The 23,209-nt window shown below is 40.5% G+C and carries 23 protein-coding genes, 1 other RNA gene and 3 pseudogenes; 12 read left to right on the plus strand and 15 right to left on the minus strand.

The window, feature by feature from the left end; genetic code table 11:
- Positions 1-852 precede the first annotated feature (852 nt).
- From argS to V7K89_RS22910, 3 genes and pseudogenes are all read left to right on the plus strand, one after another.
- Positions 853-2,607: an arginine--tRNA ligase gene (gene argS / locus V7K89_RS22900; RefSeq protein ID WP_335191224.1), complete on the plus strand. Its 1,755-nt coding sequence runs from the start codon at positions 853-855 to the stop codon at positions 2,605-2,607.
- Positions 2,608-2,770: 163 nt separating this feature from the next.
- Positions 2,771-3,333 (plus strand): annotated as a pseudogene (locus V7K89_RS22905) (Uma2 family endonuclease).
- A gap of 8 nt (positions 3,334-3,341) precedes the next feature.
- The gene (locus tag V7K89_RS22910) at positions 3,342-3,848 is read left to right on the plus strand and encodes a cobalamin biosynthesis protein (RefSeq protein WP_335191226.1); all 507 of its coding nucleotides are present in this window, start codon (positions 3,342-3,344) and stop codon (positions 3,846-3,848) included.
- Positions 3,849-3,853: 5 nt separating this feature from the next.
- On the opposite strand, the gene V7K89_RS22915 is transcribed toward V7K89_RS22910, so the two are convergent.
- The 11 genes from V7K89_RS22915 to V7K89_RS22965 all read right to left on the minus strand — a co-directional run bounded on the left by V7K89_RS22915 (position 3,854) and on the right by V7K89_RS22965 (position 12,747).
- Positions 3,854-4,207 (minus strand): phage holin family protein, encoded by a 354-nt coding sequence (locus V7K89_RS22915; RefSeq protein WP_094347683.1) that lies wholly within the window; start codon positions 4,205-4,207, stop codon positions 3,854-3,856.
- A gap of 423 nt (positions 4,208-4,630) precedes the next feature.
- Entirely contained in the window at positions 4,631-5,626 is a 996-nt protein-coding gene (locus V7K89_RS22920) for a peptidoglycan-binding domain-containing protein (RefSeq protein WP_335191228.1), read from the minus strand.
- 110 nt (positions 5,627-5,736) lie between these two features.
- A complete protein-coding gene (locus V7K89_RS22925; RefSeq protein ID WP_335191273.1) occupies positions 5,737-7,008 on the minus strand; it encodes a M16 family metallopeptidase in 1,272 nt (423 codons plus the stop codon).
- A gap of 87 nt (positions 7,009-7,095) precedes the next feature.
- A complete protein-coding gene (locus V7K89_RS22930; protein WP_335191230.1) occupies positions 7,096-8,361 on the minus strand; it encodes a M16 family metallopeptidase in 1,266 nt (421 codons plus the stop codon).
- A gap of 226 nt (positions 8,362-8,587) precedes the next feature.
- Complete coding sequence (locus tag V7K89_RS22935) at positions 8,588-8,830, minus strand: hypothetical protein (protein WP_335191232.1); 243 nt, start codon at positions 8,828-8,830, stop codon at positions 8,588-8,590.
- Positions 8,831-8,972: 142 nt separating this feature from the next.
- Positions 8,973-9,422 carry an Hsp20/alpha crystallin family protein gene (locus V7K89_RS22940; RefSeq protein ID WP_335191235.1) on the minus strand — a complete coding sequence of 150 codons (450 nt, stop codon included), beginning with the start codon at positions 9,420-9,422 and terminating at the stop codon, positions 8,973-8,975.
- A gap of 277 nt (positions 9,423-9,699) precedes the next feature.
- Positions 9,700-9,939: a hypothetical protein gene (locus V7K89_RS22945; protein WP_335191237.1), complete on the minus strand. Its 240-nt coding sequence runs from the start codon at positions 9,937-9,939 to the stop codon at positions 9,700-9,702.
- 8 nt (positions 9,940-9,947) lie between these two features.
- Positions 9,948-10,646, minus strand: coding sequence for a class I SAM-dependent methyltransferase (locus V7K89_RS22950; protein WP_335191275.1), 699 nt, complete (start codon positions 10,644-10,646; stop codon positions 9,948-9,950).
- A 180-nt stretch (positions 10,647-10,826) separates the two neighbouring features.
- Positions 10,827-11,010: non-coding RNA, 6S RNA (ssrS, locus tag V7K89_RS22955), on the minus strand.
- 61 nt (positions 11,011-11,071) lie between these two features.
- Positions 11,072-12,226 carry a 5-(carboxyamino)imidazole ribonucleotide synthase gene (locus V7K89_RS22960; RefSeq protein WP_335191276.1) on the minus strand — a complete coding sequence of 385 codons (1,155 nt, stop codon included), beginning with the start codon at positions 12,224-12,226 and terminating at the stop codon, positions 11,072-11,074.
- On the minus strand, positions 12,223-12,747 hold the full coding sequence (locus V7K89_RS22965) for a pentapeptide repeat-containing protein (protein WP_335191239.1): 525 nt from the start codon (positions 12,745-12,747) through the stop codon (positions 12,223-12,225). Before V7K89_RS22965 ends, V7K89_RS22960 begins: the two co-directional genes overlap by 4 nt.
- A gap of 731 nt (positions 12,748-13,478) precedes the next feature.
- On the opposite strand from V7K89_RS22965, the gene V7K89_RS22970 reads away from it, so the two are divergent.
- Positions 13,479-13,802, plus strand: coding sequence for a hypothetical protein (locus tag V7K89_RS22970; RefSeq protein WP_335191242.1), 324 nt, complete (start codon positions 13,479-13,481; stop codon positions 13,800-13,802).
- 293 nt (positions 13,803-14,095) lie between these two features.
- On the opposite strand, the gene V7K89_RS22975 is transcribed toward V7K89_RS22970, so the two are convergent.
- The gene (locus V7K89_RS22975; protein WP_335191244.1) at positions 14,096-14,581 is read right to left on the minus strand and encodes a protein tyrosine phosphatase family protein; all 486 of its coding nucleotides are present in this window, start codon (positions 14,579-14,581) and stop codon (positions 14,096-14,098) included.
- 322 nt (positions 14,582-14,903) lie between these two features.
- On the opposite strand from V7K89_RS22975, the gene V7K89_RS22980 reads away from it, so the two are divergent.
- From V7K89_RS22980 to V7K89_RS23005, 6 genes are all read left to right on the plus strand, one after another.
- Positions 14,904-15,617 (plus strand): DJ-1/PfpI family protein, encoded by a 714-nt coding sequence (locus V7K89_RS22980; protein ID WP_335191246.1) that lies wholly within the window; start codon positions 14,904-14,906, stop codon positions 15,615-15,617.
- A gap of 253 nt (positions 15,618-15,870) precedes the next feature.
- Positions 15,871-16,368 (plus strand): GNAT family N-acetyltransferase, encoded by a 498-nt coding sequence (locus V7K89_RS22985; RefSeq protein ID WP_335191248.1) that lies wholly within the window; start codon positions 15,871-15,873, stop codon positions 16,366-16,368.
- A 119-nt stretch (positions 16,369-16,487) separates the two neighbouring features.
- Entirely contained in the window at positions 16,488-17,096 is a 609-nt protein-coding gene (locus V7K89_RS22990) for a TetR/AcrR family transcriptional regulator (RefSeq protein WP_335191251.1), read from the plus strand.
- An 18-nt stretch (positions 17,097-17,114) separates the two neighbouring features.
- On the plus strand, positions 17,115-17,504 hold the full coding sequence (locus V7K89_RS22995; RefSeq protein ID WP_335191253.1) for a DUF120 domain-containing protein: 390 nt from the start codon (positions 17,115-17,117) through the stop codon (positions 17,502-17,504).
- The gene (locus tag V7K89_RS23000; RefSeq protein WP_335191255.1) at positions 17,488-17,757 is read left to right on the plus strand and encodes a hypothetical protein; all 270 of its coding nucleotides are present in this window, start codon (positions 17,488-17,490) and stop codon (positions 17,755-17,757) included. Before V7K89_RS22995 ends, V7K89_RS23000 begins: the two co-directional genes overlap by 17 nt.
- 3 nt (positions 17,758-17,760) lie before the next feature.
- The gene (locus tag V7K89_RS23005; RefSeq protein WP_335191257.1) at positions 17,761-18,327 is read left to right on the plus strand and encodes a class I SAM-dependent methyltransferase; all 567 of its coding nucleotides are present in this window, start codon (positions 17,761-17,763) and stop codon (positions 18,325-18,327) included.
- A gap of 106 nt (positions 18,328-18,433) precedes the next feature.
- Here V7K89_RS23005 and V7K89_RS23010 read toward each other — a convergent pair.
- Positions 18,434-18,580, minus strand: a pseudogene (locus V7K89_RS23010) (transposase); the annotation flags it as partial.
- Between the two features lie 609 nt (positions 18,581-19,189).
- Positions 19,190-20,428: a glycosyltransferase gene (locus V7K89_RS23015; protein ID WP_335191259.1), complete on the minus strand. Its 1,239-nt coding sequence runs from the start codon at positions 20,426-20,428 to the stop codon at positions 19,190-19,192.
- Between the two features lie 913 nt (positions 20,429-21,341).
- Between V7K89_RS23015 and V7K89_RS23020 the strand changes: the two are divergent.
- A pseudogene (locus tag V7K89_RS23020) lies at positions 21,342-21,522 on the plus strand (energy-coupling factor ABC transporter permease); the annotation flags it as partial.
- A gap of 194 nt (positions 21,523-21,716) precedes the next feature.
- Complete coding sequence (locus V7K89_RS23025) at positions 21,717-22,193, plus strand: hypothetical protein (protein ID WP_335191261.1); 477 nt, start codon at positions 21,717-21,719, stop codon at positions 22,191-22,193.
- A gap of 305 nt (positions 22,194-22,498) precedes the next feature.
- On the opposite strand, the gene V7K89_RS23030 is transcribed toward V7K89_RS23025, so the two are convergent.
- Positions 22,499-23,104 carry a TonB-dependent receptor domain-containing protein gene (locus V7K89_RS23030; protein WP_335191263.1) on the minus strand — a complete coding sequence of 202 codons (606 nt, stop codon included), beginning with the start codon at positions 23,102-23,104 and terminating at the stop codon, positions 22,499-22,501.
- Between the last annotated feature and the right edge of the window lie 105 nt (positions 23,105-23,209).

Raw genomic sequence — 23,209 nt, forward strand, 5'->3', positions numbered from 1 at the left:
GGAGGAAAAACAACTTAGATAATGCTTTTTTAGCAGTTATCTATCTTTAGTTGTCTTTCACTTCTAACAGCTACACTTCTGCAAAGTCAATCTGTTTGTTTATTTTTACTAATATATTCAAATAGCTCTTTATTTCAAGTATTTTTACTGAAAAAACATTATTAATGAGCGGCTATTACTCTGTAGTTATCACTTAGTAGTTAGAGCTAATTTGTAAACTCAAGTAAAGTACTTGTCTAATAAGGGTTTCAGGTATTTAAGTCAATACAGCACTTATTCGCTGAAACTCAGACATAGCAATGAATTGAGTATCATTAAGATTTTCTTTACGAATCAGCTCTTAGCCTGATATATAATTAAAACTTGATAAAGAGTTTATACTTTTTATGAAAATAAGATGTGTAATTTCTCTAGTGAAAAGCTAAAAGCTTAATCTAGAAAAACTTTTTTTGAAATGAAGTAGATAAGTAATAGTACACCGTCATCCATATCAACTGAGCCAAGGCTTAGTTAATACACTATTCTATAAATAGAGTTAATCTCCGTACTTACGTTGGGAAACGTAGTAATCTATCAAATCAAATAAACCTGGGAAAATAAGTTTAGTCTTTGTTTTAAGCACTCAAGTGCTTACTACGTACTACACTTTCGTTAGATTGATTAACTAATAGTCTGTCAAAATCGACTTCGGTATCATCAGAATCTAGAAGTTATGCCAAGGATGGGAGACAATTTAAGGGGGTTGTACCTTAAAATGAGAGTCTTTGCCTAGACTTGATGAATATCTTTTAAGGTTAAAATAATCAAGCTTTTCTAGAGCTACATTCCCCCTTTCACAGATAAAATCTATATATGAAAGCTACACAAGAAAAACTAAAAACTCTCTTAGAACAGGCTTTAATCGCGGCTTTTGGCGCTGAATGGAAAGAAGTAGATCCAATTTTGGTTCCTGCTAGCAATCCTAAATTTGGCGATTATCAGGCAAATGTGGCTTTATCTTTGAGTAAAAAGTTAGGAAAGCAACCAAGAGCGATCGCAGGTGCAATCGTTGAGAAACTAGATGTATCCGAAATCTGTGAACCGCCGGAAATCGCTGGGCCAGGATTTATCAATCTCAAACTGAAAACAGCATATTTAGAAGCACAACTAAACGTAATTCAAGCCGATTCCAGACTGGGAGTTCCACCCGCGAAAACGCCAAAGCGGGAAATTGTGGATTTTTCCAGTCCGAATATTGCCAAAGAAATGCACGTCGGACACTTGCGTTCGACAATTATTGGTGATTCCATCGCCCGGATTTTAGAATTTCAAGGACACGATGTACTGCGGTTAAATCATGTCGGTGATTGGGGTACGCAGTTTGGGATGTTAATCGCCTATCTGCGGGAAGTTTACCCAGACGCGCTTACCACCGCTAATGCTTTAGATATTGGTGATTTAGTCTCTTTTTATCGCAAAGCCAAATTGCGGTTTGATACAGATGAAGCTTTTCAAGAAACAGCACGCCAAGAAGTTGTCAGATTACAAGCAGGTGCAGAAGATACACTTCATGCTTGGAAACTATTGTGCGAACAGTCGCGCTTTGAGTTTCAAATAATTTATGAGTTGCTGGATATCAAGTTAACTGAACGCGGGGAATCTTTCTACAATCCTTTACTACCAGGAGTTGTGGAAGATTTAGAAAAATCTGGATTACTAGTAGAAAACCAAGGGGCAAAATGTGTTTTCTTGGAAGGGTTTACAAATAGAGAAGGTGAACCCTTACCTTTAATTGTGCAGAAATCAGATGGTGGTTATAACTATGCCACAACAGATTTAGCATCTCTCCGTTACCGAATTCAGCAGGATGAAGCTAAACGCATAATTTATGTAACAGATGCTGGACAAGCAAACCACTTTGCTCAAGTTTTCCAAGTTGCACGCAAAGCCGGATGGATACCCGATGATGTAGAATTAGTTCATGTTCCCTTTGGGTTAGTGTTAGGAGAAGATGGTAAGAAATTTAAAACTCGTTCTGGGGATACTGTGCGGTTACAGGATTTATTAGATGAAGCTGTTTCTCGTGCCCATACTGACCTAAAAACTAGATTACAAAAAGAAGAACGCCAAGAAACTGAAGAATTTATTAATGAAGTTGCTAGGGTAGTTGGAATCAGCGCAGTTAAGTATGCAGACTTAAGCCAAAATCGCACGAGTAACTACATCTTCAGCTACGACAAAATGCTGGATCTCAAAGGTAATACTGCGCCCTATATGTTGTATGTTTATGCGCGGATTCATGGAATTAGCCGCAAGGGTGATATTAACTTTAAAGAGTTGGGAAATAATGCTGTTTTTTTGCAGCATGAAACAGAATTAGTGTTGGCAAAATATTTACTTCAACTGGATGAAGTTATTAGTAGTGTAGAGCAAGACTTGCTGCCCAATCGTTTATGTGAGTATTTGTTTGAACTGAGTCAGAAGTTTAACCAATTCTATGATCGCTGTCCCATACTCCAAGCGGAGGAACCGCAGCGAACATCCCGCTTGATTCTGTGTGATTTGACTGCTAGAACCTTGAAATTGGGATTATCTTTGTTGGGAATTCAGGTTTTAGAGAGGATGTAATATTTTTTTAACGCATAGGCGCTTCGCCTTCCCGTAGGGTAGGTACGCACAGTAAGAGTTAAGTTAATTTCTTCTTGGTGTCCTACCCTGCGGGAAGCCACTTCGTGTCTATGCGTCTTAGCGGTTCGTTAATCATAATTTTTGGATTTGGAGGCGATCGCTTATGGTACGGACACTATCAAAAAACATAACTTTGGCAGAGTTTCTAATGTTACCAGAAACAAAGCCCGCTAGTGAATACATTGATGGTCAAATTATTCAAAAACCTATGCCACAGGGAAAGCACAGTATAATTCAAGGTGAAATGGTTAGCACTTCAACTTAACAGTCAAGCCTAAGCGAATTGCTCGTGCTTTTCCAGAACTCCGATGTACTTTTGGTGGAAGGTCAATAGTGGCAGATATTTCTGTGTTTACTTGGCAAAGAATTCCCCGTGATCAAAATGGTGAAGTTGCCAACGTATTCCAAGCAGCCCCCGATTGGACTATTGAGATTCTATCGCCAGACCAAAGACAAACGAAAGTTACAAAAAATATTTTACATTGCCTGAATTATGAAACACAAATGAATTGGCTGATCGATCCAGAAGAACAAACGGTGTTTGTGTACATCCGCAATCAACAGCCACTCATGTTGGATGAACTAGAAGCTTTACTCCCTGTGCCAGATTTTGCAAGTGAGTTGAGGCTAACGGTGGGAGATTTATTTGGTTGGCTATTGGAGTAAACCCAATCATGTCAAACCGTGACGAACTGAGTAAGGAAATACACCAAGTACAACGGGTTTTATGGGTAGGAATCGGTTGTAAATGGGGAACATCATGGGAATTGATTGATTGGGCAATTGAGAAAGTCTTTCGAGAAAATCAACTTTTTCTAAGTGCGATCGCAGGTATTGCTACCATTGATACTAAAGCCTCGGAAGTTGGCTTAATCAAACTTTGTCGCCTCCGCAATTTGCCTCTAAAAACTTTTTCTGCAGAAATCCTTAGCTCTGTCTGTGTCCCCAACCCTGCCACAATTACCGACGATAAAGTAGGTACACCTAGCGTAGCAGAGGCAGCTGCTATGCTTGCAGCCTCTCAACTTACATCAATGACTGTTTTTCCGTTTACAAAGATAGAGCAATTGCGGGTGAAATTCTTAGTTCCTAAACAAATTTTCCAAAGACAAGGGCAACCTGGAGCAGTAACTCTTGCTGTTGCCCAAGCTTTAAATATTAGTATTACAAAAGTTCCCTAATTTTTCTAGTCAACAACTCTCAAAAAATAGTTAATGATGCTAGAAACAATTGCTAGGACAATTGAACCTAACAAAGCAGGTAAAAAGCCCTGAATCTCAAAACCAGAACCAGGAGTTAGGACACTTGCTAGCCAAAGGGCTAAGGCGTTAATCACCAATGTAAATAAACCAAAGGTGAGCAAGGTAATTGGAAACGTTAAAATCTGTAAAATTGGTCTAATAAATGCATTAACCAGACCAATTACAAACGCAGCGATTAAAGCAGTCACAAAATTCTTGATAAAGAATCCCGGAACGATATTAGCTGTAATGAATAACGCCACCGCAGTACCGAGCCAAGTTAATAAAAAGTGTTGCATAAGTTTTTTTTAGACAAATTAGCAGTAAGTTTAATTAATTTCATTATTGCCAGTTGTGATCTGTAACACGATTAGATATTGTTGTGCTTGACTCCTAAAGTTGCCATCATCTTTCGTCAGCCTAAAATCAATGTAATTATTCAGTGCTGCTAAGAGAGATACTTCTAATCGGTATATCTTTATCGTATTGCAGGATGTACCGCATTAAATTCATAAAAAACAGTGTGGAGTGCAAAAGCCCTACAAAGGTTTCTCTAAGTCGAAAAACCTCAGTGATTATGGATTTCCAAGAAATAAAGTATCTAGTTTTGTACGGTGAGCAACATTCGACTGAACGCTCACGCCGAAATGTTGTCTGCACCTCTGGTTACAGACAGGTGAGACGCTATATATATGTACCAAGTTTGAAGAGTAGGGATATGGTTAACGCCGCAAAAGAACCTCCCAGGTAGAGCCACCAACTACGCCGTCAGCTTCTAAACCATAGCGCTTTTGTGCAGCTTTCACAGCTGCTTCGGTTGTCTCGCCAAAGTCTCCATCGGCATCACCTTTCAAGAAACCAAGCTTTTTCAGTTGTTGTTGCAACTTAAGAACTTCAGAACCACGTAATCCTATACGCAAAATTGGCAATCCTTCTAAGGTGTATTGAATACCAGGAGTTCGTTTAGTAGTTATGTTTGACTGAGTTCGAGTAGTTGATATAGTACGCTTCGGCGTTTTCTTTGTGCTTGAAGTTGTAGTTTTTCTGGGAGTAGCTGGTCTTGGTTCAGGGTTGCCTGTAACTTGGGTTACAGCTTTTTTTGTGGTAGTAGGTTTTGGTTGTGATCTAGTCGGAACTTGGGTTACAGCTTGTCTCGGAGGGTTGGGGTTGGGATTTGCAACGTTGGTGAGGTTACTAGCCTGAGTTGGAACAGGAAAATTTGTAGCTGAGTTAAATCTTGGCTGGGATGAAGGGGTGGTTGATGCTGCTACTGGTTGATTAGGAAAAAGTCGTTGCCAAGTGCTGGCATCAACAACGCCATCTGGATTCAAGCCAGCTGCTTGTTTAAATCGGGAAACAGCACTAGCTGTATTTTCACTATAAATGCCATCTACTGTACCAGAATAAAAACCCAAAAGTTTCAAAGCTGCCTGAAGTTCAGATACACGTTCGCCTTGGCTGCCAACTTTGAGGCTGGGGCGGTTGATGCTATTTCCAGGATTTACTTGGGCAATTTTTTGTGGCGCTGCTATTGATACTAGAGTCGTTGAGGTAATAAGCAGAGGCGTAGCAAAGAACAAGAGTATTTTAATGGCTGATAAAGATTTAGACCTCTTTGACCACCAATCCTTTTGCCGTTTTTCCATTCTACAGCGATTTACAGTTGGGTCTAGTAATTTCAAATAACTCAAAATACTTGCTCTCAGGCTGCTTTGCATGGAATTCGCTCCCAGAATATTCTCATGCTAATGGTACAGCCGCTTGGTCGAAAAAACAGCTGCTGGATTTTACGATATCTGCAACGGGCGTCGCTGTGACATATTCTCAGTTACGCGATCGCTCGATTAATTGCTTCTTCTTGACCAACTAAAGACAAGTAAGGCTCTTTTAAATACTTACAAGCTGAAGCGATCGCATCCTTGGCACTCACCGCCGCAACCAATTCTTGGAACTTGGTGTCAAAATCAATTCCTAAGCCCAAAATTTCATACCAGCCGTATATCTGAGCAATTTGCCCGTTCGTTTGTTTACCCAAGGCGTATTGCCCCAGGATCTTGTTTTTAGCCGCTTGGAGTGCGCTTTCGGATATTTCGGTGGTACATAACAAATCTACTTCTGTACGCAGTCCTTCTAGGGCAATGCTGGTATTTTCTGGTGCTGTACCCATATAAACTATAAAGGAGGCTGGAAATAGCCTTGTGGAGTAAAAGGCGGAGACTTCGTAAGCTAAACCGCGCTTTTCCCGTAATTCGACAAATAAGCGGCTAGAAAGCCCATTTCCCAAGTAGGTACACAGCAATTTTAATGGGGCATAGTCAACAGAACTCACCGATGTTCCTAAATAACCGAGCATTACGATTGATTGTTGTGTCTGTACAGGCTTCAGTCTTACCTGTGGTTCCACCTTAATCTTAGGTAAATTCAGTATTGGCAGTGCCTGGGCTGGGGCTTGCCAATCAGCAAAAACTTCTTCCACCAACGCTGCTGCATCTGTGGGTGTGACTCTACCAGCAATACTAATTACTACATTATCTGGACGGAAATAAGTCTGATGATACTCCACTAAATCCGCACGAGTTAAGCGGCTCATGGTGGTTTCATCTCCCAGCACTGACATGGAGTAGGGATGATTTTGGTACATTACCTGCCGCATTTGTTCAAAGGCGACATTGAACGGTTGCTCTTTTTGGGAACGAATATCCTGGAGTGCTAAACGCCGTTCTAGTTCCACTTGAGTTTCAGGAAAAGTAGGCGATCGCAAAATCCGCCCTGCCAATGTTAAAATTTCCCCAAAATCAGATGTTACCGTCTTGAAAGATAGCAAAAAATAATCAGTGCCAGCATCTGCACTCAAACTTGCCCCTACAGACTCGACTTTTTCTGCAATTTCCAAGCTAGAAAGTCCATCACATCCCTTTGTGATCACTGCTGATAACAAATGTGCCAACCCTGCTTGCTCCCGGTTTTCGTTACAACTACCAGCACGCACAAAGATTCGCGCTGCAATAATGTCCGCAGCCGGATTTTCTGCCACCAGCACGACAATGCCATTGTTCAATACGGTGCGATGGATAGGCGATTTTTGCAGCAAGGTTGTCATTTGTCCTTTGTCATTTGTCATTTGTCATTTGTCCTTTGTCCTTTGTCAAAAACTAATGCCCTATGCCCCATGCCCAATGCTCAATAACTAACACGGTTTAAGTACAGTAACCGCGTAATTCTGCAGCGATAGATACTGTTTAGCTAATTTTTGCAATTCTTTGGCATCAAAAGACTGAATCTGCTGGGGATATGTCACAGCTAATTCAACTTGGGCAATGGTATTGTAATATCCATAAAGCCCTGTAAGTTGATTTGGCGTTTCGGTAGAAAACGCATACTCGTTACATAGAAGTCTGCGTGTACGAGCAAGTTCTTGTTCACTAATTCCTTTAGTCTGCAAATCATCCAAATGAGCGCAAATTAAAGACTCAACTTCCTCCAGATTTTCTGGTTCTAACCAGGCAGTAATTGTAAATAAACTTGATTCTCGTTGTAGAGAAAAACTACTGTAAATTCCCTGTACTAATTGCAAATCTTCTCGCAAATCACGCACTAAACGCGAAGTCCGCCCTTCTGCCAATAAAACTGACAAAAAATCTAAACCATAGCCAGTACGGATATCTTCTACTCCGGGTACTAGCCACGCCATTAACAATCGCGCTTGCTCTATGCGTGGTAAACACAGTTCTTGACGGTGGATTCCTGCAATCGCTGGTTTTATCACTTTCTCAAACTGCGGACAATTTGAGGGTTCGGCAAAATCAGCAAATGAATGATTTATCATTTCCCAAGCTGGTTGCTGGGCTATACCTCCGGCAATTACCACCGTCATGTTTTCTGGCTGATAGTGAGTGCGGTGAAAACAGCGCATTGCTTCTGGCGATTGCTGCATCAGTTCTTGCTCAGTACCCAACACCGAACGTCCGTAAGGGTGATGCGGATAAATGCTTTGAATTAGAGCTTGAAATCCTATCCAGTCGGAATCGTCCTGACAAGAGCGAATTTCTTCTAGTACCACGTCTCGTTCGCGGCTAAATTCATCTTCTGGAATTGCCGCATTGAGTAGTAGTTCTCCCAAATAAGGCAGAGTCTCTTTTAAATAAGGGGCAGCTGTGGTAAGTGAATAATGAGCATAATCATAGCTTGTCGCTGCATTACTTACACCACCCCGGTTTTCAACTTTGGAATCGAACATTCCAGGAGGTAGCGTCGCCGTACCTTTAAAAATCATGTGTTCTAAAAAGTGCGCCATACCAAACCACGGGTTTGGCTCTAGGCTGGCTCCAGCACGCACCCAAACATCCGCCACAACTACAGGAGTAGTGGGAATTTCTTGATGAATAAAAGTTAAACCACTCTCTAGTCGGAAGACCGAGGCTGGAAATACGGTATTAGTTAGTTGTTTTAACAATTTTTTGTAGTTTTAACCACAATTTAACGGAATTGTGTCATTTTAACTCTGAACGATACCTGATTTAGAATCAAATTATACAGATTTAGTAGAATTATGCTATTGCTGTTCTCCACATTACTGAAAAATTAGAAGCGTTATGCATTGGGAGGAAAATCGCAAATTAGTTAAAATACTGGAATCTCAATGACAAATTCTGTTCCTTCGCCAAGTACAGAATTGCAACTCAACCGCCCATCATGGATTTGCTCAACAATTTGACGAGCGATCGCTCTAACTCTTGTGCATAATTTCGAGATTCTTGATAAAGACGAGCATTTTCTAGAGAGGGCTTGATCGCATAGCAAACTTCGGTGCGATCACTTGTAAATGCACCAATTGTCATAGCGATCGCACTTAAGTGTGGTTTACTTAAGTAATGTTCAACGCGGTGCAATATTTGTGAGACTTGGGGAGCGATCGTCCCCACCCAATTCTTAGAGGAAAAAAGCGTAAGCGCAGCCCCTTAAAGTAGACATTGCATACAAAAGAGCTTGGTCTATGTCAGAACCAAGCTCTTAGCTATCTCAATCAATTATTTATTGGAGGTAGAGTAGTCTCATCAGAACCCATTAGGCAACAGGTTGCTCTAGATTAACTTTGACAACTTTGTTCTTTTCTTGCTCAGTTTTAGGCAATGTCAGATTCAAAATGCCGTCTTTATAATCTGCGGTGACATTGGTATTTTGAACCCTAGTAGACAGAGGAATTACACGTTGGAATTTACCGTAGTAGAATTCACTCTTGGTAGTGCCATTGTTCTGGGTTTTAGTTTCAGACTTGCGCTCACCGCTAATGTGAACAGCATCTTCAGTGACTTGAATATCTAAGTCTTTAGCTGACAGTCCTGGCAGTTCTAGCTTGAGATGAATCGCATCATCAGTTTCTTGCAACTCAGCAGCAGGAACTCTGATAAAGCCTTTTTCAAGCCGTGCAGATGGGACTTTGGTATCTCCCAATAAGCCGTTGATGTGACGTTCTAAAGCGTTCAATTCTTGCCAGGGGTTGTAACGAACTAGCATATTAATTTATCCCTCGTAGTAGTAGTTTTTTGCTCAACCAACTTTGGATTTAATTCCTTGCTTTGATTTCCATCTTATTGAGAAAAAGCAAGCTTTTAATTCGGTAATTATCACCAAATATTTGATGATTACCGCACCAAATTAAGCAGTCAAAAAAATTACGGTTTACTCGAATTTTGCGGTTCGGTAAACCAGAATAATTATTAATACCAATAATAATAAACCAACTATTCTACTGTTAAAGGGGATTTGCTTTGACACTAAACTTTACTTTCTTCTACCCAAACGGTTGCCCCCAGCGCTCCCAATTTTCTTTGTTAAATGGACTGCGCCACTTTAAAATTAAGTTCAATTCCAACTCTTGCCAGGGTTTTCTCAACCCGAGCATCCCACCAAAAGCGGCGTTTACTGCTGTTTGCAAGCCATAGCGATAATGTAAATCTTGGTAGCTGGCGGATATAGTCTTTGCAGGTGTGTATGCCCTTCCACCGCTTGTTACTGCGGCACGTTTCCCCACATGCAGTACTAGAAATCAGAGGATGTCAAAGAATTATGCCTTTGATATTCAATCCGCACTTGTTTAACGTCAAGCTCAGATTCTAAAAACACGAGTTTTTCTACTTGCTGTAATCCCAGACTTTCAAACTGTTTAAGTTCCAAGTCTGATAATGGCCAAGGTGGGCCAGAAGGTTCAGCTTCTGTATCTCGAACACGAGTAATCAGCAAAAGTGTGCCACCGGGAGCAACAAAGGAGGCAACTGAGGAAATAACCCAAGAACGCACATTCAACGGCAAAGCTTGAATATTACGACATTCAAAAACAAAGTCAAAAGCTTGATGCCATTGTGGGGGAATTGCTAACAAATCTGCAACTATATAATTGACAGTCGAATCTGGAAATCGTTCTTGACACCAAGCGATCGCTGTCGGTGAAATATCAAAGGCAGTTACTTCAAACCCTCGATCAGCTAAAGCTTCGGCATCATCTCCCAAGCCGCAACCAATGACTAGCGCCTTTTGCCCAGAAGCGAACGGTTGATGATTCGTCAACCAATTTTGTAGATAAGGGTGAGGAGTTAACTTTGCCCAAGGAATTTTTGCTGTATCACCTTTAGCTTCGGTATATAACACTTCAAACCATGCCGATGGTTCTGATTTTTGTAAAGCAACGCTTGCTAACTGTTTAACATAAAATTGTAAATCTTTAGGTTGTTGTTCAAACATAAAAACTGACATCACTAACAATTGTGCAAAACTTCCAAATACCCTAAGTATTGTAGATCAGCAAAAGCGATGCCTACGCTTCACTCTATTACACTTACATTTTGGCGTTGCATAATTGAAAACTGATTTAAATAATTAAAGCCCCCAAATTCTAACTGAACTTTGGGAGCTAATAATTTTAAGTTCACCGCGACGCCGTTTTACCTAAGTTTATGACCTGGGTTTATCCAGGTGGGAACCTAAATTCCTCGTTTAAAGTTTCCGGGTACATGCCCGGTCTACTGCCACGAGAACAGTTGACTCCCTTGTCATTAAAGGCATAGATCAAAAAACTTGATGGCAGTCACCAACGTCGTAGTGCAACTTAAATCATTATAGCTTTCAAAAATATGTTGTGTGTTCAACAGCGAAACTTTCTGCTCAATTTACCTGGGATACCAGATAGATTCTATGGTCTGGGCGATCGCGATCGCCATCTCTCGATTATGATTATCCAGCAAAACGGTGATATGTCCTAACTTTCGTCCCGGACGTGATTCTGTCTTTCCATACCAGTGAAGGTGCGCTTGGGAAATTTCTGCTATTTGTTGACGCTGACTTTGGTAGTCACTGTGAGAATTTTCATACCCCAATAGGTTCACCATTACAGCGCCGGCGCACTGGAAAGCCGGATTTCCCAAAGGTAAATCACAAACGGCTCGAAGATGCTGCTCAAACTGAGAAGTTTCACAAGCGTCAAGAGAAAAATGCCCAGAATTGTGTGTACGTGGTGCAATTTCATTTACCAGCACTTTGCCATCAGCCCTGAGAAATAGCTCAATTCCAAAAATTCCCACTACTTCTAGGCTATTTAATAGAGTATGTGCGATCGCTTGGATTTCTGCTACTTGATTGGACGTAATTTCGGCTGGCGCAATCACCCGCCGACACACTTGTTGTTCTTGTTGGGTTTCTACAACTGGATAAGTAACAATTTCTCCCTCCACAGAACGAGCTGCAATTACTGCTAGTTCTCTTTCAAAAGGGACAAATTCTTCTAACAAGAAAAGCGATTGATTTAAAGTTGGTGTTGAGGTTTCATAATTTAGCTTTTGCTCTAAAGTAGCAAAATCTGGAATTATGAAAGTACCTTGACCATCATAACCGTGGCGACGGGATTTGAGAACTACTGGGAAACCTAGATATTCTATTTTTGATTGAAGATTTTCCACCTCGTCATGAGCAAAAAATTGAGGAACTGGTAATCCCAAGTCGCGTAAATAGCAACGCTGATGATATTTATCTAAAAGAGGAGCTAAAGCTTCTAATCTGGGACGGAAGCAAACGCCTTGCTGTGCCAAACCAGATAAAGCTTGCAGGTTAACAAATTCGTTTTCAAAGGTGATGACATCACATTTTTCAGCTAATATTTCCGTAGAGCTTGCATCATCAACTGGTGCGAAAACAGTTTCTTTGGCGATTGACACGGCCGGGTCGTGTTCGCTAGGAGTTTGTACTACTAATTCTACTCCTAGCTTCTGCGCTGCATCCGCCATCATCCAGGCAAGTTGTCCGCCACCAATTACACCAACACGCTTCATTGACATCCTAGAGAATCACGAGTTTGCACGCCTGTTTTGGAATTCACACCACTGGCTTTTTCGCACAGTTCTTTGATTTGCGCTTTATCCAAAATTGCATCTGTAAAATCTGCACCGTCTATATTTACATCATTAAATATGGCACGGAGCAAAAGAGCTTCTTTGAAAACTACATCGCTCAAATCTGCCTTAGTCAAGTTTACCTGATCGACCATTGCATTCGTTAAATCCGCTCCGTGGAGATTTGCTTTTGTCATCACCGAAGCGCTCATGACTGCTCCCCGTAAGTCAGCATTTGTAAAGTTAGCCAATTCCATATTGGCGTTAGAAAACTCCGCAGCTTGCAAACTCTGTCCAGAAAAATCACGTCTTGATAACTCTGCATTGCTAAATGACAGTGGATGAGTCCAGTCTACTGCCACTGCTGGATCGGCCACACACCAGATAATAATTCCGAAAAGGAATGCTAATGCTTGCCGCCAAAATATATCGAGAGCCAATTTAGTGTATAATCGCCGCATTTAATTACCGCATTTGAATATTAGCAAGACTGACTCGTACTAATTGAGACTCGCAGCCTTGCTACTGGACTTGGAGAACGTGTATTTCCGTTGCTTAATATTTTGTAACGCAAAAAGAGCATAAGCTTCTTACTTTAGCAAAATTATCCCTGCTACTTGAGGTAGAGAGTGGCAATCAGCGATCGCACTAAAATTAGATTAGATATCAGAACAATAATTACTAAATAGCAAGTGCAATGACTGAGTATAAATTGTTTCTCACATCAAGCAAGCTTTAGCAAAATAGAGATGGGGAGCATAATCTATCGCTCTTAATGCAGATAAAACTTGAAATTCCTAACTCTAAAGGAATAATTTAGCTGAATAAAGCAATGTCTACTATGGTTTATGCTTATTGACTTGTTTACAATTCTTTCTTTCTGGATTTAAATTTTCAAGATATAAAAAGTCTTTTTGAGCAGTAATACTCATGGAGTGATTTACAATTTTTGACTTTTTATTTTGCAAGTAAAGTTTGTTGTCTTTTAAATTCAACAGCCCCGATCAACTGTTAGTCTTTTAATTAATGAAAGCAAGGTTTGAACGTAATTATATACGTTTTAATTGCTTAACAAAGCTTAAAAGTTCGATAATTAGCGTTAATTTTATAGCGATTAGTTAGTTCTTCAGAAATCTCTTAGAGTTTACATTTACCAAGTACATAACTTCCACAAACCAAACTCCGAAACCCGATGATAAATCATTACTCTCTTCAATGGATAGAGGCATGGTGCCAAGAAAATGGCTGGACAGATTTATTTGTTGAGCGACGTAACAACTTCTGGGCTTTCCCTCCGGGTGGGGTAATGCCAGAGCCAATTCCAGTTCATGTTCTCAGATTGATCAAAGCCGAAAAAGGACTGACTCTGGAAGAACGATTGTGGTCGCTGTCGGCAGTAATTGGCACAATCCTAGCTGTTCTTTTTACCTTTTGGTTGCAGTCGCCGATGCCATTAGTTTTAGCTTTCGCTTTTAATGCTGTTACAGTGGCTCAATTTGAACTTGAAGATGCCTAATTTTTATTTTGGGCTTTGCTATTCAAAACTGCTCTTGTCTGCTTTCAGCAAGAGCAGTTTTTAATTTAACAAGAAAGAATTCAGGAGTCAGGAGCCAGAATTCTCCAATTGGATTCTGTGCGACTTGCTATCCCTGCAAAGAAACAAGCTACGCGCTGTGTGAACGTAGAGAACGTCTTGATTCTGACGCCAAGCCGCAAAGCGTCTTAGGCTTCGCTTCTGAATTGTTCTTTAATGATTTGTATAGCAGCCGTCTAGTCTATTAAGACATAACAATTAGAAATCACTAACATTTAAGAGCAGCTAGTAGGTATAGCTATTTTTGCGTGTTTGTTAACGTAGTCCACAAATAATTGCTTCAATCGGGGACTAACACCAGCGTGTTCAAAGAATCCAAAACCGAGATTTCTCGCTTTTGCTAAGGTTTCCTCTGGTGTTAATCCTTCCTGGATAGCGATACTCAACAGCGCAATTCCAGTCGAGCGCATCCCGGCGGCACAATGTACAACTGCTGGTTTCGGGATTTGTTCGAGTATCGTGAGGATTTTGGTAATCACCTCTTCATTCAAATTTTTTAGATCCACCTTGAGTGGAACATTTTGATAACATAGCCCCAATGCTTCCGCTACTTTTTGCTCATCTTTGGAAAATCCTAGTTCATCAGGCGATCGCAAATTGAGAACGGACTTAAAACCTTCTTGAATAGCTTGCTCAAGCTGTTTCGGTATGACTTGTCCTGTTGTTGTCAAGTTTTCGTTAATTTGTATGGCGTTGATCACATTTACTCCTTTTGATTTTCTAATGTCTTCTGGCTTGTCAAATACTCTAATAGAGCAAGCTTTAAGAAGATATTCAAAATAAGCACAGCAAAATAAGCCAAATATCACAAGATATTGCTTGATTACTTCAAAATTTGTCTCTTGAAGTTGGTTATTTTTTTGCTTTATCCATAATATACGGTTTGTCGATAGAATTAGTGATAATTAGGGTTTTTTATACTTTTTGTTGATAAAATTACTGTAGTTTATATTTTAAGAGTTATACTATTGGGTCAAGTTGCAGGAGCAATTGATCGGAGTTTTGCGAACAAGGGTACTAATAATGACTGTTACAGAACAAATTTCTTCTCTATCCATTGGAATAGTATTGTTCCCAAATGTAACGCAGTTAGATTTTACGGGCCCCTACGAAGTCTTTGCCAAATTGCCAAAGGCGCAATTATATCTGCTGGCGGAAACACTTGAACCAATTCGGAGCGATTGCGGCCTCACTTTTCTACCTGACACAACCTTTGCTCAAGCCCCAGCTTTAGATGTGTTATTTGTGCCAGGAGGCCCAGGTATCAATGCCAAAATGGAAGATGAAAAGTTCCTCGGCTTTCTCAAAACCCAAGGAAAACAAGCCCGTTATGTTACGGCTGTCTGCACTGGTTCGCTGCTGCTGGCGGCGGCGGGTTTACTTCAGGGCTATTGCGCTACTACTCACTGGCTATCGTTGGATTTACTTGAAATGTTAGGAGTGAAGACAGTTGCCCAAAGAGTTGTCATTGATCGCAATCGAATTACAGGCAGTGGTGTGACAGCTGGCATTGATTTTGGGCTGGCTCTAGCTGCTGAGTTATTTGGGGAAGCGCTCGCCCAAGCAATTCAACTACGGATTGAATACAATCCCCAACCACCGTTTAACAGTGGTTCTCCCCAAACTGCTCCTGCGGCTGTACTTGCTCGCGTTATAGATGCAAGTCACAATGTTCAGGAAATCAGACGGCAAATTGTCCAGCGAGTTGTGACTCAATTGCAAACTGCTAATAAATAGCTAGGCGCAAATAATTATAAAGATAGGGTAGATTGATATTAACGTGAAACACATAATGCACCATTTCCGATTTTCGGTGCGTTACGGAAGCCATAACATACTCTACAGAACAATTCTTCTTTTTCAACTAGGCAATGACCCAGAACTAAAGTTTTCATTCATACTTGTTTCCTCCTGCCTTCTCCAAAGGAGAGACGCTAAAAGCAATCTGCCCTCTGCCTTCTGTTGTAATCTGAATGCCAGCCTTGAACCTATGAGCGCTAAGGAAATATCTCTTCGACCTGCCCAAGAAACAGATGCGTGGGTGCTGAGTGCAATTCATATTGCTGCTATCAAAGCTCTACCTGCAACTTTCTACACCCAAAAAGAACTTTTAGCTTGGCGCAATAACCGCGACAAACCTGATGGTTCAAATATCTTGAAGAGTATGAAAGCGGAATCTTTCTGGGTTGCGAGCGAGGGAGATGTTGTTATAGGTTTTGCTAGTTTCATTGTTGATGAACTAATCGGGTTGTATGTCCATCCTAAATATCAAGGTAAAGGGATTGGCCGTGCTTTAGTTCAACATTTTTGCAATGAAGCAACTGAGCAAGGTATAGATAAGGTAATTACAACTGCTAGCCTTTATGCTGAAGGGTTTTATTTACGACTAGGATTTACTGCTATCCAAAAAGCACCTCATTATTTAAGAAGTGGGATAGTTGTTCCAGTTATTAAAATGAGTAAAACATTAGCTACCGTACTGAAATAAATTTGAGAAGGTAAATATTTTCAATAACTTTAAAAATGTTGGCATCAACACGATTTTCCCCAAATTATGACCACTTTTTCTACATAATCTATGATGAAAGGAAGTACTTGCCAGCATAAATGCATAAAACCATCCGTTCATCAACTCTCACCCGTACACGTTTGATAGAAGCCGCCTTACAGGTATTTGCCAGTTTAGGTGTTCAAGGAGCAACTACCCGTGAAATAGCTCGTGTTGCTGGTGTGAATGAGGTGACTTTATTTCGCCACTTTGCTAGCAAAGAACAACTTCTGAGAGCAGTAATGAAAAATGCCTTAGTACTCCAGACAGAAGCCCTTGCACACCCCGAAGCATGGACACAGGATCTAAAAATTGATTTAAAACAGTATGCCCATCTCTACAATACTATGCTAGAGACACAGGAGGACTTAATTCGTACCTTCATTGGAGAAGCCAAACGTCATCCAGAGGCAGCCAAACAAGTGATTCAAGAAGCTGCCAAGCCCTTAGCACAAAAACTGGTAGCTTACCTGCAATCGAGTCAGAAACGAGGCACTGTCAGGGCAGACCTCGATCCATTTCCGGCTGTTGATATGTTTACAGGAATGCTGTTAGCTGGAATGCTATGCCGCAGTGCAAAATTCAATCAAGGCAGCTATAGCTGTGAGGACTATATCGAAACCTGTGTAGATATTTTTGTACGTGGTATCAGTGCCACTTCCTCTTAGTTACAAAAATAAAGATAGATGAAAATCTTGAAAGGTAAGGTTGTCAGTGGTTTAGGAAACTTTTCTTACTGGATTGAGAAACTCCAGGAATATTACTTGAGAAAAACGGGAATGAAATTATTTCCTGGAACTTTAAATATTCAGCTAGATCAACCTTACCATCTTCCTAAAAATTTAATGCGTCTGGAAAAGGAAGAATATGGAGGGACTGTTTCTGTTAACATTGTTCCCTGTCAGATATTTGGAAGAGATGCTTTTATTTTAAGAACAGACAAAAATAATACTGACAGTGGAGATCATCCGAAAACAATTATTGAGATAGCTTGCGATGTGAAACTTCGGGAGTTATATAACCTTAAAGATAATGATTTGATTGAAGTTGAGATTCACGATGTCAGATTTTTCTGAATTAAACAATCTGCTTGCAGATGAAGCGTTAATCCATTACGCGAGTGGTCAGGAGCAAGATCGGTTATCAAAAGGTGCAGGTTTGTTGGAATTAGCCCGAAGCCAAGAACTTATTAGCCGCCACCTATCACCTCCTCCCGCAGTGATTTTCGATGTTGGCGGTGGTGCTGGCGTCTATTCTTTTTGGCTTGCTCAACAAGGCTATGAAATCCATCTCATTGATGCAGTTCCTTTGCACATAAAGCAAGCCTGACATTTGTCTCAAGCTCAACCGGAATATCCTTTAGCTAGTTTGGCAATTGGAGATGCTCGGCAACTGAATCGAGCGGATAATAGCGTTGATGCTGTTCTCTTACTTGGGCCTTTGTATCATTTGACTGAGCGCACAGATCGGATTATTGCTTTGCGTGAAGCTCATCGGCTCTTAAAAACTGGAGGTTTTGCCTTTGCTACGGGAGTTTCTCGATTTGCTTCAACTTTAGATGGATTATTTCGAGGGCATTTAGATGATCCAGAGTTTGTAGAGATTGTTAAACAGGATTTGATTGATGGTCAACACCGCAACCCAAACAACCATCCCCGCTACTTTACAAAAACCTTCTTTCATCATCCAGAAGAACTCAGAGCAGAAGTTGAAGAAGTGGGTTTGCATTCTGAAAAGATTTTAGCGATTGAAGGGCCAGGCTGGTTATTACAAAACTTTCAGGAACACTGGAATGATGTTGGTCGCCGCGATCGCCTTTTAGAAGCGATTCCTTGGTTAGAAACCGAACCCACTATATTGGGAATGAGCGCTCACATCATGGCTGTTGCCTATAAATAAACGTTAAAGTAGAGCGATCGCCACTAACTAAAAGCGCTTGTTGTTTTGCCAGTACTCGTTTGTTTAAATCTTCAGTAATTCACGGCTTTGTTGCATAAAATAAAAAGCGAAGTTTCCATTCTCCCTCGCCATACACTTTTACTCCAGTTGAATCCACCACAACATGGATCGCCTCATCCTTTGGGATTACAGGCAGTTCCACGGATAATTTGCTCAAACGACGGCATAAGGTGGAGTGATCTGGCACTTTCAACTCAATTTCCATTCAGATAAATAGTAGACCTCTTGCACAAATGCAAAATTCCCCCTCATCCCCCAACCCCTTCTCCCAATTTTGGGAGAAGGGGAGCCAATTTCAAAGTCCCTCTTCCAAGCTTGGGAGAGGGATTTAGGGTGAGGGCTTTTGATTTATGCAAGAAGTCTAGTGATTCTAAAAATCATAAGAGTTTGCCACCCTGCTAAGTGAAATACCGATTGTACAGTTCCCATCGTAGCGTTCCCGCTTCTCCTGTCAAAGACGCTACGCGAACGGGTTGCCGAAGCCATCGCTATGTCACTCTAATAATTAGAGGCTCCCTTCTGTACTGTCTTTTTTTCGTTGCGCCATTGTTCAATTATTTCTTCACTCACCCAGAAAGTCAGACTACCTCGCTTTGAGTGCCGCATCGTATTCTTGCCAGTTACGGATTCTATAGTTGTCTTTGGCTTTCGTTTTCATATTCAAACTAGGAAATTAGCAGAGGATTAGTAAAGGTAGCAAGGAATAAGTAAAATTTACCATTTTTTCCCATTTATCCAACAACGCCGGAATTCGTTCTAAAATCTAAAAACAAAAATCCAAATCTCAAATCCCTCGTTGTGATTATTTCACGTCTGTGACACGCCAGCTAAGTTTCAAATTAATCCAGAAATTCCAGATGGTAGCAACTGCGATCGCTATCAACTTAGCTAAATACTGATTTATTTCCAAGATATTATAGAGAAAGTTAATTATTAGAGCTTGTAATATAACTCCTGCCAAACAGACCGCACTGAACTTCAAGAATCGCTTGAAACGTTGATGCAAAGCACGTTGTCCCTGAGAAATATCACTAAAAGTCCATATATCATTCCATAGGAAATTATTTACGATTGCCACTCCGGCCGAAAGAATCGTACTGCGGGTTAAACCTAAATGAATTACAGTACGCAGCAAGTGAAACACCGTTAAATCCACAAACACACCACTAAAGCCAACAAACCCAAAACGCACAAATCGACCGATGGGGAAATTGACTTTTCTACGCAATCGTCCTACCTTCCCTGTGGAAAGCCGCAATCGCACTAAGTGGTGGATGTAATCTATATATTGCTTCCATGTCACCTTACTCTCGCCCTCTTTGCGTTCGCAAAATACATACCCAACCTCGGCAACTTGGTCTACTTTTCCCCGACCAATTACTTCTAGGAGAATTTTATATCCGACTGGATTGAGTGTTGCACCTGCGATCGCACTCCGGCGCACCATAAAATAACCACTCATCGGGTCAGAAACTCTACCCAATACCTCCGGTAAGATTACCAAGCCTAACAACTGAGCGCCACGAGATAAGAAACGCCTAATAACACTCCAGCTACTAACACCGCCTCCTTCTACATGACGGCTAGCTACTGCCAAATCTGCTCCCTGCTCAATATTACGCAATAGTTGTATGAGTATTTCTGGTGGATGCTGTAAATCTCCATCAATCACCCCCAATACACTGCCCATAGATGCTTGCCACCCACGAATCACCGCTGAGGACAGCCCCCGCTCCTGTTGGCGTCGCATCACCCGCAACTGGGGGTATTTTGTCATCAAAGATTGCGCTATTTCCCAGGTTCGATCTGGGCTATCATCATCTACCACTATTAGTTCATAGTTTCCTGCAATAGATTCATCCAGTAATTGACTCAATATGCTGACTACATTCTTAATGTTTTCACGTTCTTTATAAGTAGGAATTACTAGAGAAAGATGAATATAATCATCACCTGTACCCACGGAGTTGGGAGGCAACTCTGAAATCTTTAGTGGGCCAGTTGATACTGTTAACAGCGAGTTAGATGAGTTTGTTTTCATATTCCAAATTGCAGAACGAAGGTGTGTAAAGTCTGTGGAAAATAGAGGCAAACATCTGCTGACTTTATTAATTGAACCTAGTTACTTCAAATTTGAGGAATACTTTTGTTACAATTAACTGGTCGGAAAATTTAGTAATTTCAGTACTGAGATTTCCAGTATTTTCTCAAATTTTATCTAAATTTTATATTTTACCCTTTGTTTTATGATATTACACAGAAGATTACGTATTTTTTAGCTAAATATCCTGTACCTTTAAGTAAACTAAGTCAGCAAATATACAGTTTATCAAGCATATCTTTATAATTTTTTAAGAATACTACGCGGAATATTAATTTAAAATGGAGTCTCGGGAATTTTGGGATATGCTTATACATTATTCTTGTTACAGCAAGGTAAGAATAAAATGCAAATGCTGACTATATAAGCTTGTTATACGCAGAAAAATTTATTTATTGATCCAATAAGTATTGAATTAATTAAACATTACAAAAAAAAGAAAAATCATTTTGATTTTTTGAGAATATTAACTATTTCTCTAATTGTAAAAGCAACTAAGGATTCTTATTTTATTTTTAAAAACAACTCCTCCTCAAGGCAAGAGGCAGTTAATGTTTAGCTATTAACTGTTTTTAGGAGTGATTTTATGAATCAAATGAGACTAGAGATATACAGTTGCGTTTTGCTATTGCAAAAAACAGAAAAATTTTTTTTGTTATTAAAATGATGGCATAGTTTTATTGATTGTTTTGAGTAAATCAACCTCTAAGAATACAGGGTAAATCGCGCATATTCCTGATGGATTTGTTTCTATTCCAGTGACAGGAGCCAATACCGTTGAGTTAAGCTTTTTTCTCTCCCCCTGCCTCCCCTGCCCCCCGCCTTAAGAGATAAATTTCCTTAACCCAAGCGTATTGTGGCAGCGCTGTTTGTTGCCTTCGGGCGGATCGCAAGAGGCTTTTGGTATTCGTCGTGCCCCGATATTGGGATTAATGACCGCTTTTATATTTGCTACCCAGATGATCAATTTTCCAGTAGCAGGAGGTACTAATGGTCACTTGTTGGGGAGAACCTTAGCTGCGATTGTTTTGGGCTGTTAAAAAATGGTGCTACTTTAGACCAGTTGGGTTTGCCGATAGATTGGTGATTTCAGATGAAAAGAAGTGAAGAAGGGAATAGGTTATAGTTTACAGAATACAGATTATTCCCTATCACTCCTAATCCTAATACCTCTTTTACCCGTAATATTGGATACTATATTGTGGGTTTGATTACTGTTGGAGTGTTAATGTCTGTTTTACATAAATATACTGTTCTTGCTCCTGTTAGCCTAAGTATTGCTTTATTTGTTACTGGTTGCACCGATAATAAAGTTTCCCAGTGCCAGCGACTGATTCGAGTTGTAAATGCTGGAACTTCTCTAATTGATAAAAATAAAGGAACGCAAGTGATAACTAGCATACAGCTATCTAAAGATTTAGACTTTGTGACTAAATCCATTGCAGAATTGAAGCTAACAGATCCGAAGCTGAAAGAATTTCAAAGCAGTTTTGTAAAGATTTTTCAAAATCTTAGCCAAGCGATCGGTAAGGCAGGTAAGGCGCTTGGTGCAACTAAGACAGCAGAAGCCTCGGCATCTGGTAGAGAAACAATCCAAAAGGCGAGAGTCGATATTGACTCAGCACTGACAACAGCTACAGATCTTGGCAAACAGTCAGATACATTAGTGAATCAGATGAATAAGTATTGTAGCGAGCCAGAATAATCTATATAGATCAAAAAGTTTTCCAGAAGCCTTACCAATCCTTCATTTACACTTAGGAATACAAGGAGCCGAAATCAGCCTGTCCTTCGGGTTTTCAGAACTTTTGTTCTGCGTGAGCTTCAGAGCGATCGCCACACAGTTCAGGCTAATTTTATCGAGACTCGTTCAGTTGCTGCTGAAGTTGTTGGACTTCCTTAATTGATAAGCCTGTGCATCGCTTCATAATATGGCTGTAATAGTTTTATTGTGCCTAGACACTGAGTTGTTCAGCCGACGATTACCACCCTCCATTCCCGGAACTGACCTTAAAACTCCCACGAAATCGTTGCTTGCACCGTGAACGGATCGCCATAAAAAACATTTAGCTTATCCTGAGCAGATTCAAAATAGTTAATGTTAAACAAATTCTTGAAGTTAAGTGATGCCTGGAATCTGTCTTGCTTATAGAAGATAGCCGCGTTAGTCAGGAAATAATTAGGCAAAGTAAAGGTATTATCTAAGTCTCCTTGACGTTCTCCAACGTAGAATAATCCCAAACCAAAGCCCAAACCTCTGAAGCTATTATCAGTATGCTTGGTGAAATTAAAACCTGTGACAAGTTGATGCCTAATGTTGCCTGTGGCAAACTTACCCACCACATACGTCTCAATACCATAATTTCTTTCATCATTCACACCCCTGCTGTAGCCTCTACTTAGGGTACGCTGATCCTCAGCTAAGGCGATGTTAAAGGGATCGTTTTTATACCGTTGAAACGACGAATATTCAAAGGCGCTACGGATCTGCCAGTTAGAGCTAAAGCGATGTTCGAGATCGTAGCCAACGCGAAGCGCACTTGTATCGGTCGTATTATATGGCTCTGCTGTACTACGATTGCGCGGGATTTTGCCATTCGGATTGAGTAATACCAAATCCGGTTTACATAAACCCCTAATAAATTAAATAACATTTAGCCAATGATAATTAGTTAGATTTCTAATTTCTTCTTTCATTTCACTGAGAAGATTACAACGCTT

The sequence above is a fragment of the Nostoc sp. genome (assembly GCF_036917515.1).
Lineage (GTDB): Bacteria > Cyanobacteriota > Cyanobacteriia > Cyanobacteriales > Nostocaceae > Nostoc.